The sequence below is a fragment of the Clostridiales bacterium genome, from assembly GCA_015243575.1.
Lineage (GTDB): Bacteria > Bacillota > Clostridia > Peptostreptococcales > Anaerovoracaceae > Anoxybacterium > Anoxybacterium hadale.
Genome location: CP042469.1, coordinates 3,944,241 through 3,957,280 on the forward strand (window position 1 = coordinate 3,944,241; position 13,040 = coordinate 3,957,280).

Genomic DNA, 13,040 nt, shown 5'->3' on the forward strand with positions numbered 1-13,040 from the left:
AAAATAAAAAATAGTAAAAAAGATCCTGATTTCATTTTTTTACGAAATCAGGATCTTTTATTGCATAGGAAGTCTTATGATTGCAAGAAGGTGGGAGCACCTGATTATCGCAGAAAAACCTTTTTCTGTGCAGAGTTGTTGTAAGTGGGAAATTATGATAAAATATTGTATCTATTAAGCAGTTTTCACCAATTTTTTAGTCGGGGTCGTTACAATGCCAAATTATAAAGTTCTGAAACGAAAACGAATTGAAAATGGTTTATCCAATATCTTTCAGTATCCGCTGACAGTGGTATCTGCAACAATGGGTTATGGCAAGACGACAGCGGTAAAAACCTTTTTGGAGAATCGAAAGGCAAATACCATATGGGTTTCTCTTACGGGTGAAAGAAGCACCGAGAGCCAGTTTTGGAACAAGCTTTGCGCCGCTTCATCCAAATACTACCCAGATATAGCGAAACGACTCCTTGAAATGGGCTTCCCTTATAATCAGTATCAGATGGACAAGATGGTTGAATCCATAAATGAATACGGCTCCGATAAGAAGACGGTGCTGGTCATTGATGATTATCATCTAATCGAAGACAACAAGCAGGTTGAAGCGTTTGTAGAAGTTGTAGTGCAGGAGGAGATTCCCAATTTTCACATCGTTTTAATTTCCCGTACCCGTCCCGATATCGGCCATGCGGGGCTTCTCAGCAAGGGGCTGTGCTATTATGTGGATTCATCATTTCTAGCGTTTACAACAGAGGAAATTGAAGAATATTTCCGGTTAATGGACTGCGGACACCTTACCCAAAAGGAGCTGGAAGGGATCACGAACTACACCGCAGGGTGGATTTCTGCCATTTATCTGATTCTTCTTGGGATGAAACAAGGACTGCGCCCGGAAATTAACTCCAATATTAATCGATTGATCGAAGCAAATTTGTTTAACCAGCTGGAGGATGAAGCCAAAGAGGCGATGCTTGGGCTGTCAGTCTTCGACAATTTCACAATTAAACAGGCACAAGTCGTGCTTCAGAATAAAAATATCCGTCATATCGTAAACCAGTTGGTAGACCAAAATGCTTTTATCGAATGGGATCCGCAGACGGGAGCATATCGGCTGCACAATGTGCTCCGGGATTATCTGCACGCAAAACTGGAAAGCAGTACTCTTGATATCAATGCACTCTGCATGGGAGCAGGTCACTGGTATCTCGTCTTGGGGGACTACGTCACCGCATTCGGGTATTACCACAGAGCGGGTCGGACTGAGGAACTTTTGGATCATCTAAGTAAGATGGAGGATGTGTCTATCAGCTTTCTTGGAAATGACCTGATGCATAGTATCTGCAACGACCTCCCGCAGCATTACTGCTACAAATACCCGTTGCTTTTTATGCAGATCGCATTAAACTTCGTTGTCGGCGGAGAAGAGCATCTGATTCGAAGGGGAGTGGAAATTGTCCAGGAGATTTCTGAATACTATGGACGTCCCGAGGGCTTTGCACTGAATCTTTGCGATAGCATTTTTGCGGAAATTGAATTAATTTATGCGATCTTATCCTTTAACGATATTGAATTAATGGAAAAGCACGCGCGAAGAGCTGCAGCACTTTTTCATGGCGGCAAATCAGCATTGATCCTTCGCCACAGCGAATTTACGTTCGGACTCCCTCATTTTCTGTACGGTTATTATAAAGAACCGGGAACACTTCAGGAAACACTCGAAAAATTAGCGGACCATTTTGCTCCCGAGTTTTTGGACGGCTGCGGCACAGGCTGTGAGTTTTTGGCTCTTGCCGAGGCAGCACTGGAAACGGGGCAGCTTGAGCAGGTAGAACTCTATGCAATGAAAGCCATCTACAAGGCCAAGACCAAAATGCAGATCGGCATAGAAATCTGTGCCAATTTTACCCTTGCAAGGCTCCGTTTGATGGAAGGACGTATTGAGGAATCCCGGGAATTAATGAGAAAAGTGAAAGAAATGCTCTCAGAGCAAAAGCCTCGGCTTTCCATCCAGAATAATCTTGTGTTCAGCACGATGATTGATCTTTGCGACGGTTATCTTTACGGCTGCATGAAACAGGCTGAATTTATTCCGAACGGGCTTCGCAGCGGCGATTTCTCATACGGTGCATACCTGCTTCGCGGAATGGCGTTTCCCTGCATCATCCAAGGCAAAGCAGTGATGCTTTCCGAGAATTGGATCGCCCTAGAAATTCTATGTGAAAGCTTTAAGGCAAAGTTCGATTTTATGCACAACCAACTGGGCATTCTGCATAATTCCATCTATGCTGCCATAGCACAGCAGAAGCTGTACGGAATGGAAGCGGGGATTTGCGCACTGCTTCCGGTGCTGAGGGAAGGACAGGCAGACGGAATCGTCATGCCCTTTGCTGAAAACGGGGAGTACCTGCTGCCTATGCTTGAGAACCTGAAGGGAAGAGAAGGGATTTCGCCCCGCTATCTGGATGACTTGCTTTCTGCCTGTGCTCGGTACAGTGAAAATATGAAGCCAAGGAATCAGACTAGTTTGACAGAACGGGAAACGGAGGTTCTAAAGCTGCTTGCAGAAGGACTGACCCAAAAGGAAATTGCAGAAAACCTGATTTTGTCTTCCTCCACCATCAAGCGGCATTTGGAGAATATTTATCAAAAGTTTGAGGTAAACAATAAGATTTCAGCGATAAAGAAAGCAAAAAACTTGAAACTTCTTTAAAAATGGGATTTTTGGCCAATGTCAAAAATCGACAAAATACACTATACTCGTAAGTGTGTAGAATCATTATAGAAGAATGGTCCGGCAGCGCAAGCCGCCGCCGGCCAATCGTATGCCTTCCCCGGATAGATCGAAGAACAGTGCAGGTGCCAATGCTGGACAGCACGTAAGGCAGCCGGGCAGCGTATTTCGGAAACAACCCAATCTAATAGTCCAAGTGTAGAGGGGATTGGAGCTTTCGCTCCAAATCCCCTCCTGCCGTTTTTGGACAAACAGTCGGGTGAGAAGAAGGGAGAATGGCATTGGAACGCAGGAAATGGAATTCACAAGAAAAAAAGGGCAAAGTCTGGAAATTTGAAAAGCATTCATGTATACTATAATCGCATTTATTTCATTTTGTGGAAAAGGAGAAAAGATTATGAATGGAATCAGCGGATTTTTTCAATCAGTAATCTCAAGAGAAGGCATCATCGCAGTTATTGTTGCCGTGGTACTCTGCATCGTCATCGCTCTTTTGAATAAGAAAAAAGGCAGACATATGAGTACGAAAACAGTGGTTGCAATTGGTGTCGGTGCGGCGCTTTATGCTGCATTATCGGCAATATCAATTCCGGTAGGTCCCAATACCTCTTTTCGGATTGCGATTGCACTGCTTCCGATCTTTGGTGCATTTTTTGGACCCACGGCGGGTTTTCTCATTGGTTTTATCGGACATGCGCTGAATGATGCGTTTATGTACGGCAATGTTTGGTGGAGCTGGGTCTTCCTGTCGGCCATAATGGGGCTCTTCGGAGGCTTCGTCTGCTTTGATAAAAAATTTGACCCCTTGAACGGGATCTGCACCAAGGTCCACATTGGCCTGATGTACCTGTGGTCTCTCATCGGCATGTTTGTAGGAAGTGTCATCGCATATCTGGGTGATGTATATCTCTACAGCGAGCCTACTGAGAAGTTGTTTGTACAGATCACCCTTGCCAACATTTCAAATCTGGTGGTCATTGCTGTCATCGGCATCCCAGCTGTAATTTTAATCGCGAAATCAAAGGCCAAGAATCAAGGACTGAAAAAGGACTTTTAACATGAAATCAGTTGTATTCGAGGATGTGTCATTCCAATACGGTAATTTAGACCAGCCTACGCTCCATCACATTGATCTGGTCATCAATGAGGGAGAGAAGGTATTAATAACAGGAAAAAGCGGAAGCGGAAAATCAACATTAGCCCATTGTATCAATGGGCTAATTCCCTTTACCTATAAAGGGGAAATGAGCGGCCGGGTTCTTGTAAACCAAAAAGAACCGAAGGAGCTTTCGCTCTTTGCCATGGGAACACAAGTGGGCAGTATTCTGCAGGATCAGGACTGCCAGTTTGTAGGGCTGTCAGCAGGAGAGGACGTAGCCTTTGCCCTTGAAAATGACTGCATTTCCGCGGAGGAGATGCATACTGCCGCTGATCGTGCATTGGAACAGGTAGATATGCTGCAGCATAAGAATCAGCCTCCCCAAAGCCTTTCCGGCGGACAGAAACAGAAGGTGGCGATCGCGGGGATTCTGGCCATGAACGTTCCGATTCTTCTCTTTGATGAGCCTTTGGCAAACCTTGACCCTGCCAGCGGCAAAAAAGCCATGGAGACCATTTTAGATATTCATGGGAAAACAGGAAAGACCATTATCGTCATCGAACATCGGATTGAGGATGTACTGGAGCACGGTTTCGACCGGGTCGTGGTGGTGGATGATGGAAGAATCGTATTCAATGGAACACCGGATCTTCTTTTGGCTGAGGACATACTTCCAAGGTATGGTCTGAGACAGCCTCTTTACGTGGAGATGCTTAAGCTCTGCGGCATAAAGGCGAAAGAAGAGGACCGAATTTCTGTTCTGGAAAATACAATAAAATATAAGGACCAAGTATTAAAAAAATATATGGAGGACCGGTTTGCAGATCAACGGCCGGATCACCGTACGATCTTGAAACTTCAGGGAGTGAGCTTCCGTTACTTTAAGGAAGATCCCTACACCATAGAGGATGTCAGCTTCGATGTGAAAGAAGGAGAGATGCTGGCAATCGTAGGAAACAACGGCGCCGGAAAGTCCACACTGCTCAAGGCCATCTCCGGAATCGTCAAATACCAAGAGGGTTCCATTTATTATGGAGACAAGAATTCTGAGGACAAGAAAGACGATAAAGGTAGTTCGATTTTGGGAATGAATTGTATCAATTCGTGGACCGCAAAGCAAAGAGCGCTTGCTATTGGATTTGTAATGCAAAACCCCAATCATATGATCACCAAGGATATGATCTATGATGAAGTGGCTTTTGGCCTCAGAAATTTCGGTGTCGATCAAGCAGAGACTGATGCAAGGGTAAAAGAAGCGTTGAAGATCTGTGGTCTTTATGAATACAGAAATTGGCCTGTATCCTCATTGAGCTACGGACAGAAGAAGCGAGTGACCATTGCATCCATCCTTTCCATGGGGCCTAAAGTAATTATCCTGGATGAGCCGACAGCCGGCCAGGATTACACAAGCTACCGAGAGTTCATGTCCTATCTTGATCAGATCAAAAACACCGGCGTGGGTATTATTCTGATTACACATGACATGCATCTGGCACTGGAATATGCCGACACCGGAGTTGTTCTTTCCAGCGGGAGAGTCATTGCAAAAGACTATATGGATCGTATTCTGGCTGACTCCTGGATTATCGGAAAGGCAAATCTGAAGCATACCTCTATCGAACGGATGGGAAGGCTTTTCGGTGTTGAAGATCTCAGCTCGTTTATTGCATATTTCACAAGAAGAGTAACTTCAGCGACGAACCCAGGCCCCGGTATGACGGAATCAATGAAGCGAAGGACTCCAGGGGAAGGAGAGGAGGTGCCTCATGAGTAAGAGCGGCTCTCTTTATATTGAGCGGGAATCTCTTTTTCATGGTTTAGATGGCAGCATCAAGCTGCTAATGCTCATCGCATGGACTGGCTTTGCCTTTGCTTTCATGGATGTGAGAGTTTTCTTGGGAATGGTGCTTGTTGGACTTGGCATCTTGAAATTATCTAAGCTTCCAGCAAAAGCAATCTGGCCATTGTTTGCGTTCATCTTTGTTTTTACACTGTTTAATTCAGTCTTTCTATTGCTGATTACCCCAGAGTACGGTTCGAAATTGACAGGAAGCTACACAGGGATTCTTCGTCTGGGCTTTTATTCCATCACTCTGGAGACGATCTTTTACTGCATTACACTGTCACTGAAATATATCGCGATCATGCCCATTACGATCCTGTTTATTTTCACCACGCACCCCAGCAATTTTGCCAGCAGCCTGAATCGGATCGGGGTTCCTTACCGGGTTGCATATGCGGTAAATATCGCGCTGCGGTATATCCCCGACGTGAAGACCGAAGTGGATAATATCATCAATGCGCAGGAAGCAAGAGGCGTTGCATTCAGAAAAGGCGACGCAGGACTTGCCACGAGGCTAAAGAATTATGCTACGGTTATGGTGCCGCTTCTGCTCAGCTCTTTTAACCGCATCGAAGTGGTTTCCAATGCAATGGATCTGAGAGGCTTCGGTAAAAACAAAAAGAGAACCTGGTACCATAGGAAGAATTATACCGGCATGGATTTGGCGTTTGCGGCCCTTTCCTTTGCAGTCCTTGCCGCCGGTGTTGCAATCAAGATTACGGTAGGGGCCGTTTATTGGTATCCCTTTTGATGAGAATAATTTTATTTGTAATCCTTACGGTCAATATACGCTGCAAAAAAAATGTGTAAGGAGATAGACTATGGCCATTATTGATGTTGTTAAAAATAACGGGGGAGAAGTGAGATGGAACAGACACTAGCTACACGCAATCGTAATAAAATCGGATTTTGGTATACTTTGCCTGCAATCGTCCTGTTGATTCTATTCTTTTGGCCGGCAGGAATCTATTGCTACTCAAGGAGAATGAAGATGGGGGTTACAGCGGCGGCAAGCGCAGCCAATGTGGGCATTACCTTCGGAATTCTAAACCTGCTGATGGGCGTTCTCATGTTTACTGTAAAGAGCGCAGATCGGTCTTTGGACATTGGAACGTCCTTATACTTTCTGATTCCCGGATTGTTCTTATTTCTCACCGGAATCAATGCAAAGAGATTTAAGGCGAACTTTGTCAAGTATGAACGGTGGATTGAACAGGAAGGCTTGACTTCTATTGACGGTCTGGCGTCTGTGGTGGGAAAAACTTATACAAAGACTAGGAGTGACCTACAAAAAATGATTAAAAAAGGGGCCATTCGGGATGCTTTTATTGACGATGAGGCCAGAGAATTGGTTTTTGTCGAAACAGTTGAGGAAAAAGCGGTCAAGACCACTCCAGTAGTACACGTTAGCTCCAAGGGCAGGATTGTTCCTCAGGAGGAAGAAAAAAATGTTCGCTGTCCAAGCTGCGGTGCCAACAATAAGGTGATTCCGGGACGAAAAGTTGAATGCGAATATTGCGGTACCGTATTAAACTGAAAAGAGACAAGTGAATCAGAAGGGAGCCGCCATGGCTTTGATACAGGCTGATCACAGCGGAACATAAAACCATCAAATTGCATAGAAATGAAATAGTAAGGCCATGAATCACCGATTCATGGTCAAATCTATTTAATGGAGGCGATCGTATGGGGAAAAAAGTTGCCGCTGTGGTCAGCCTTGCCCTGTTTTTGGGGGTAACCTTAGCTTCCTGTACAGCAGACGATAAAAATTGGTCTTTCGTGGCAGACGAAAGTTATTCGATCCTCTCAGTACAATGTGACAACCCCATCCTGATCAAGCGGGTGCAAGACGGTGATTATCTTAAGCAGAGCGGCGGTGTAAAAGCTGCGGGTGCAGAGGAAGAGGCTGCACAGATTCGCACCTTGAATGAGGACAGTGGAATCGGTGAAGCGGAGAACTTTAATGTAACCGTTAAAACGCTTCAAGGGAGTGACCGGATCAAGATGAAACAAGTCACCTCCGAAGGAATTGTCATGGCAGTCCCAAACAATTCCGATGAGCTCGGTGTACAGTTTGTGATAACACCCGATGGTCAGCAGTCATTTCTGGCATCTGACCTAGGAATTTGGTCTGTTGATTCCAAGCAGGCAAAAAGAATTTCGCCTGCTGATTATAATACGATGAGCTACGATGCTCTGGCGCAGCAGTCGGCAGAGCTTTATCAAGAAAATATTGTACGGTGGAATGAGAATGTTACACCAGACCCTACCAGTACAAAACTCGCCTATATTTCCAACAAGCACGACATCTTTAATGATAGAAATGCTCTGTATGTTTTGGATTTGACGACCGGGATGGAAAGCATTTCTGCCAGGGATGGCGATGCAACCTATATGCTGGAAGGATGGCTTGACCCGAATACACTGCTCTGCATGAAAATAAGCGAGGATAAGACAGCGTATGTAGCGGTTCCTCTCGATGAGGAGGAGGTGCCGCTTGCGATGGTCGGATCAGATCCTTTTGTCTATGCAGTTCAGGATGGCGTCATTGCATACGCGGAGGTCTTGGGCAGCCCTGAGATCCATTTTGCAAGATATATGGGGGCCGATGGACTAAAGGAAATCAAATCTGTGAAAATGGGATGGCAGACAAGAGTCAGAGGAGGAAACTACGGATTCAGTCCCGACAGTACAAAATTTGCTTGCCTATATATCCCTGAAGGCAGCAAGGATACAAGATATGTTCAGGTTACTAGCCTCACAGAAAATAAAAAAATAAAGATCGATTCCCTGCCAGGTGACAGCGATTTTCTAATCGAGTTTTACTGGGCGGATAACGAAACACTGCTGGTGGTTGCAGGAAAAGACAACAAAGGAATCATTGAGCAATCCACTTGGAGCTATGATTTGTCCGGAGGTGAGAAGCAATGACTGGACGAAAACGACTCTTGATTTTCATACTGGCGATTATTTTTTGTATCAGCGTTACAATTCCCGTTTTTGCACTGAGTGATTACAGCATTGTATTTACCGGAGCATATGACGGAACAACACGCTGGATTTCGCCCCTTCAGAGCAGCTCCGGCAATCCCCTTTGGGCTACCATCACCAGCAAATGGGCAGAGCCTAGAAGATCAGGAACCTCTCCACACATTGGTGTGGATCTTTATGCTCCCCGGGGAACCCGAGTGGTGGCGGTACAGACCGGTTATGCAACGGCATTGGGAGGTGCCTACAATACGCTTTCTTTGGGAGGTAAAAATGGGCTCCCTTATTGCCATTACCAACACATGTCCAAAATCCTGAAGACAGGATATTGCCTGCAGGGAGATATTGTCGGTCTCGTGGGTGACTATGGAAGTCCCGGCTCTGTTCATCTGCATTTTGGAGCGTATACGAAAAACAGTATGTCCGGCAGACTTTCCTATCGGAACGAGACCTTTTACAGGAATACACCGGCATGGAATTATGGAAGAGACTTGGATGTCTACAGCCAGGTGCACTTCAACGGAGGCAGAATCGCAAAGCTTGCAGTGGTCTTTGGCGGGGCACAGAACACCAACAATGAGATTGCGGCAGAAGTAAGAATTTATCATAGACTAAAGGGCAAGGTTGCCTGGATTGACGGCGGACTGATGACGAGAAACGGCTATGATTACTCATATACCTTCTCTCCAGCTACCTATCCCATCGGAAGTGAGGTTCAGTGGATGGTGCGAATCAAAAGAAACATCAATGTGTCCTACCCCTACACCTGGGCTCCTTCGAAGTTTTACAATCCAAACCCAAATCCCAACGCAAATTCCATGAAATACGGATACTTTTCAAATACGATTACCCATTAAGATAGGGGAATCGATACAGGCCGGTTTAGCGAAAGCCAAACCGGCTTCTTTTTTTACGGCAACCCACTGTCCCTCGCGGGAATCTTACTTTTCTCAACCTAAAAATCCTAACCCAAAAACCCTCATGTTCTAAAATTGTGTAATATATATTTGACATTTTGTCTTATATATTATATTATGAAAATAAGGAGGTGATTGTGTGGGGCGAAATCTTAAAATCAAGGTTGCTCGGGTGCAGCAGGATATGACGCAGAAAGACCTTGCCCAAGTGGTGGGTGTTTCACGACAGACCATTAATGCGATCGAGCAGGGCGAGTATAATCCGACGATAAAGTTATGCAGGGCTATCTGCAAGGTATTGGGAAAGACCCTGGACGATCTATTTTGGGAGGAGGAGAATGAGGATGAAAGGTAACAATAGACTGGATGAGATGCAGGAGCAAAAGTTGCTGAGAATAGAGCATTTTGGCGTGTGGTTTGCTTTCTGGGGTCTTTTTGCTGCAATTATAATTCAGCTGATCATAGGTGGAGCAGGGGTTTTGCGGGAAATCGCGGGAGAATGCATTGTTTTTATGCTGCTGGCATTTTATCTGCTTGTGGCCTGCATTAAGAACGGTATCTGGGATAGAAAGCTTGTCCCTTCGTTGAAAACCCATCTGCTGATCAGTCTGGCTGGAGGTACGGCTACCGGTATCATTAATGTTGCAGCATCATATCACAATTATGGAAAACTCTATGGGGCAATCGCAGCAGGCGTCTTCACCATGGCATTTACGTTTTTACTAACCTTACTGGCACTGTCTTTTGCCGCTGTGATCTATCGAAAGCGTGCGGCAGCGCTGGAGCGCAGAGGTGATGAGAATGATCTGGATAAAAGATGAGGTTTAGAAGATACTATTAGAAAATAGTTGCTGGAGGTGAACCTTATGTCTAATGAATGCCCGAAGAAGGATAAGGACGGAAATTGCATTGTGCCCGGTGTCTACAGCGATTCTGATGAAATCGGCGGTGGCTGAGCAGAGGTAAAAAAATCGATGCAAAGAAATAGTGAAAACCCTGCATAATCAACCATTATGCAGGGCTTTTTCATGTGTGACTGTTGAGCTCACGTTCTGACAGAGTCCGTACCTTTGCAGCTTGAGGACATTTGTCCTCAAAGGGAACGGCCTTTCTGGTAAATTATGAAAGATTGAGATGTGGCTGGGACAATATTCCTTTACTTAATTCTCTGTCGGAATTATAATTTTTGTATCATACATGAATCACCTGTACGATCAAGAATCACCTGTTACGATTCGCAGCCAAGGTTGATGAAGGGGTTGGCTGCGGCCTTGCCGGTAGGGGCAACCGCGCTTCTCCCCCATTGGCTGTGAAGAAAAGGAGATACGATGGGAAGGAACTATGTAAAAGAAATTAGTGAAATTCTTGAAAAGGATCCGATCATCTATAACATCATGAAGCAATGTCCCTACGAGATCCTCCGTAACATCTCCATCAGAGAGTTCCGTGCCGGATCGTTTACCTTAAACCAGGGTGAGATCCATGATTTCATGTATATCGTACTGGAGGGGGAATTGGGAATTTCGGTAGAATCGGAGCATGGCAAGAAATACTACTTGAATACATATCGGAAAGGCAATTATATCGGCGAACTTGAGATGTTCGGAAGCTTTCCCTATATCAGCACCGTGGAAGCCAGGACAGATGTAAAGCTCTTTGAGATCGCCCGGGAGGATTTCGTCAGGTGGGTTCAGTTGGACCGGAATCTGAACGATTATTTCATTCGTACCCTTTGCGACAGTACCTACAAGCTTTGCAGCAACATGGGTGCAAATACTCTGTACACGCTGAAAAGCAGAATCTGTAGATTCCTGCTGGATCATGGAGACCGGCCTGAGGGCAGAATTTCCGTCAATTCGGAAACGCTGAGCGAACATATGGCGGTTACCCAGAGGAGTGTGAACCGCATACTGAAGCAGCTGAAAGAGAAAGAGATTATTGAAATCAATAAATCCTATATTGTGATAAAGGATCATCAAAAGCTACAGGAAGAAGAAAGGGATTAACAACAATGGAATTACAGTCTCATATCCGGCTCAGTGAAAAAGATAAAGCAAAATATGCGCTGCTGCCGGGTGATCCGGCAAGACTAAACAATATAAAGAACTTCTTATCTGATGTAGAAGAGCTTGCGTACAACCGCGAAATGCGAAGCGTCAGCGGATATTACAAAGGCGTTAAAGTTCTGGCGGTTTCCACCGGAATGGGAGGCGCATCAACGGGAATTGCGGTGGAGGAACTTCGCAATATCGGAGTGGAATATATGATCCGCATCGGGAGCTGCGGGGCACTGGATACGAGGATGAAGCTAGGCGATCTTCTGATCGTAAACGGAGCTGTAAGAGACGAGGGGACGTCCAAGGCATACGTGGAAAGCATTTATCCTGCCATACCCGACACCCAGCTCCTGATGAGCTTGATTCAAGCGTCACAAAAATGTGAGGTTCGCCATTTTGTGGGAATAGCAAGGAGTCACGACAGCTTTTATATTGACAGAGAGGAGGAGATAACAGAATACTGGTCGAGGAGAGGCGTAATGGGATCTGACATGGAGACGGCAGCTTTATTTACCATCGGCTCTCTAAGAGGCGTGAAAACTGCATCAGTTTTGAATACCGTTGTGGAGTTCAAAGGGGATTTGACGAATAACATCAACGGATATGTTGATGGAAACACACGGATGATCCAGGGCGAAAGCAATGAAATTCTAGTCGCTTTGGAAGCTTTTGTTAACGAAGAAAAAAATAAAGGAGATGTTTAGCATGAAAAAGAAATTATGGTCAATGTCATTTAATTCAGCGACACTGGTTCTGATTCCTGCGGCAATCGGAATCAATTATCTTGGGAAACTGTTTGCCGGGCTTTTAAAACTCCCACTTTGGCTGGATTCCATCGGAACCTGTATCGCCGCAGTGCTTGCCGGCCCAATCGTAGGTGCCATCTGCGGAGCAGCCAACAATATTATTTACGGACTTACTATGGATCCTATTTCAACGATTTATGCACTGACGAACATCGGTATCGGAATTGCGGTGGGAATACTCGCTCATAAGGGGTTTATGAAAAATATAAAAGGTGCAATTATTACAGGTATTATTGTTGGTGTCGTTGCTGTAATTATTTCAACCCCATTGAACATTATTTTCTGGGGAGGAACAACAGGAAACATCTGGGGCGATGCGCTTTATGCATGGTGTGCATCACAAGGTTTGCCGGTCTGGATTTCTTCCGGCTTGGATGAACTGGTTGTAGATGTGCCGGATAAGCTGGCGGTTGTCCTCATCGTATTTGCAATCATGAAGGGTCTGCCCAAGAATTTGGTCAGCCTATTCCACAGTGATGAGGAGATTGAAAGTCTGGATCATACCGATGATCTGAAAAAAGACTGATCGAATTCATTCGTGCAGCACAAATAACTGGTTGCGTTTTCTAACTAACCAGTTATTTTAATACGCTATCCTAGAG

At 45.2% G+C, this 13,040-nt stretch carries 12 protein-coding genes; all 12 read left to right on the top strand.

Features of this window, described 5'->3' with window-relative positions:
- Positions 1 to 214 precede the first annotated feature (214 nt).
- Positions 215 to 2,707, top strand: a complete 2,493-nt coding sequence (locus FRZ06_17355; protein ID QOX64986.1) for a hypothetical protein — start codon at positions 215 to 217, stop codon at positions 2,705 to 2,707.
- A gap of 367 nt (positions 2,708 to 3,074) precedes the next feature.
- Positions 3,075 to 3,785, top strand: coding sequence for an ECF-type riboflavin transporter substrate-binding protein (locus FRZ06_17360; GenBank protein QOX64987.1), 711 nt, complete (start codon positions 3,075 to 3,077; stop codon positions 3,783 to 3,785).
- Position 3,786: 1 nt separating this feature from the next.
- Positions 3,787 to 5,601, top strand: a complete 1,815-nt coding sequence (locus FRZ06_17365; GenBank protein ID QOX64988.1) for an ABC transporter ATP-binding protein — start codon at positions 3,787 to 3,789, stop codon at positions 5,599 to 5,601.
- Positions 5,594 to 6,421, top strand: coding sequence for an energy-coupling factor transporter transmembrane protein EcfT (locus tag FRZ06_17370; protein QOX64989.1), 828 nt, complete (start codon positions 5,594 to 5,596; stop codon positions 6,419 to 6,421). Before FRZ06_17365 ends, FRZ06_17370 begins: the two co-directional genes overlap by 8 nt.
- 114 nt (positions 6,422 to 6,535) lie before the next feature.
- Entirely contained in the window at positions 6,536 to 7,207 is a 672-nt protein-coding gene (locus tag FRZ06_17375) for a hypothetical protein (protein ID QOX64990.1), read from the top strand.
- A gap of 149 nt (positions 7,208 to 7,356) precedes the next feature.
- Positions 7,357 to 8,601: a hypothetical protein gene (locus FRZ06_17380; GenBank protein ID QOX64991.1), complete on the top strand. Its 1,245-nt coding sequence runs from the start codon at positions 7,357 to 7,359 to the stop codon at positions 8,599 to 8,601.
- Positions 8,598 to 9,515, top strand: coding sequence for a M23 family metallopeptidase (locus FRZ06_17385; protein QOX64992.1), 918 nt, complete (start codon positions 8,598 to 8,600; stop codon positions 9,513 to 9,515). The genes FRZ06_17380 and FRZ06_17385 overlap by 4 nt, the downstream gene beginning before the upstream one ends.
- A 199-nt stretch (positions 9,516 to 9,714) precedes the next feature.
- Positions 9,715 to 9,930: a helix-turn-helix transcriptional regulator gene (locus FRZ06_17390; protein QOX64993.1), complete on the top strand. Its 216-nt coding sequence runs from the start codon at positions 9,715 to 9,717 to the stop codon at positions 9,928 to 9,930.
- Positions 9,914 to 10,396, top strand: coding sequence for a hypothetical protein (locus FRZ06_17395; GenBank protein QOX64994.1), 483 nt, complete (start codon positions 9,914 to 9,916; stop codon positions 10,394 to 10,396). Before FRZ06_17390 ends, FRZ06_17395 begins: the two co-directional genes overlap by 17 nt.
- Before the next feature lie 507 nt (positions 10,397 to 10,903).
- Entirely contained in the window at positions 10,904 to 11,581 is a 678-nt protein-coding gene (locus tag FRZ06_17400) for a Crp/Fnr family transcriptional regulator (protein ID QOX64995.1), read from the top strand.
- Between the two features lie 5 nt (positions 11,582 to 11,586).
- Complete coding sequence (locus tag FRZ06_17405) at positions 11,587 to 12,336, top strand: nucleoside phosphorylase (protein ID QOX64996.1); 750 nt, start codon at positions 11,587 to 11,589, stop codon at positions 12,334 to 12,336.
- Between the two features lies 1 nt (position 12,337).
- On the top strand, positions 12,338 to 12,964 hold the full coding sequence (locus FRZ06_17410) for an ECF transporter S component (GenBank protein QOX64997.1): 627 nt from the start codon (positions 12,338 to 12,340) through the stop codon (positions 12,962 to 12,964).
- Positions 12,965 to 13,040: the final 76 nt, after the last annotated feature.